Annotated in this window: 1 protein-coding gene; it reads left to right on the forward strand. The window is 65.3% G+C overall.

Annotated features, from left to right (window positions below; all coding sequences use genetic code 11):
* A partial coding sequence (locus ASE59_RS05295) for an L-fuconate dehydratase (RefSeq protein WP_082458111.1) occupies nt 1-1269 on the forward strand: 1269 nt, incomplete at its 5' end.
* Between the last annotated feature and the right edge of the window lie 65 nt (nt 1270-1334).

The raw sequence follows: 1334 nt of genomic DNA on the forward strand, positions 1-1334 counted from the left end.
ACCCGGCTATCGGTCCACGACATCCGGTTTCCGACCTCGACCTTCCTCGACGGGTCGGACGCAATGAACCCGGAGCCGGATTATTCGGCGGCCTATTGTATCCTCGAAACCGATACGCCGGGGCTGGAAGGGCACGGCCTGACCTTTACCATCGGGCGCGGCAACGACCTGTGCTGTGCGGCGATCGCGACGCTGGCACCTTTGGTCGAGGGGCTGTCGCTCGATGCTATCCGTAGCGATGGGGCGGGCTTCTGGCGGCGGATGACCGGGGACAGCCAGTTGCGCTGGGTCGGCCCGGAAAAGGGGATCATCCACCTCGCCACCGGCGCGGTCGTCAACGCGGTGTGGGACCTGCTCGCCAAGGCGGCGGGCCTGCCGCTGTGGGATTATATCGGGTCGATGTCGGCCAGCGAGATCGTCGGCCTGATCGACTTCCGCTACATGACCGACTGCATCACCCCCGAAGAGGCGGTGGCGCTGCTCGAGGAACGCGCGATCGGCAAGGCGGAGCGGCGGGCGACGCTGCTGGCGGAGGGGTATCCGGCCTATACGACGTCGCCGGGCTGGCTCGGCTATTCGGACGAAAAGCTGGTCCGGCTGTGTCGTGAAGCGGTGGCCGACGGCTTCACCCATATCAAGCTGAAGGTCGGCGGCGATCCCGCGAACGATCGTCGCCGCGTGGCGCTGGCGCGCGAGACGATCGGGCCGGACATCGACCTGATGATCGACGCCAATCAGGTGTGGGAAGTGTCCGACGCCATTGCCCGCGTCAACGACTTCGCCTTTGCCAAGCCGCGCTTCATCGAGGAGCCGACCTCGCCCGACGATGTCGAGGGGCACCGCGCAATCCGCGAGGGGGTGAAGCCGGTGCAGGTCGCGACCGGCGAAATGTGCCAGAACCGCATCGTCTTCAAACAGTTCATCATGCGCCATGCGCTGGACGTGGTGCAGATCGACGCCTGTCGGTTGGGCGGGGTGAACGAGGTGCTGGCGGTGCTACTTATGGCGGCCAAGTTCAACCTTGCGGTGTGGCCGCATGCCGGCGGCGTCGGGCTGTGTGAATATGTCCAGCATTTGTCGATGATCGACTATCTGTGCTTCTCGGGTGTGAAGCACGACCGTGCTGCCGAGTTCGTCGATCACCTGCACGAACATTTCGTCGACCCGTGCATCGTCGTGAACGGTGCGTACCGTGCGCCGACGCTGCCGGGCTATTCGATCGAGATGAAGCGCGCGTCGATGGACGCGCATCGCTGGACGGGCGGCTAAACTCCCCTCCCTGACAAGGGAGGGGCTGGGGGTGGGTCGGCCCGTTGTGGCGCGCTTACTTTCCC

It is taken from the genome of Sphingomonas sp. Leaf10 (genome assembly GCF_001421245.1).
Classification (GTDB): Bacteria; Pseudomonadota; Alphaproteobacteria; order Sphingomonadales; family Sphingomonadaceae; genus Sphingomonas.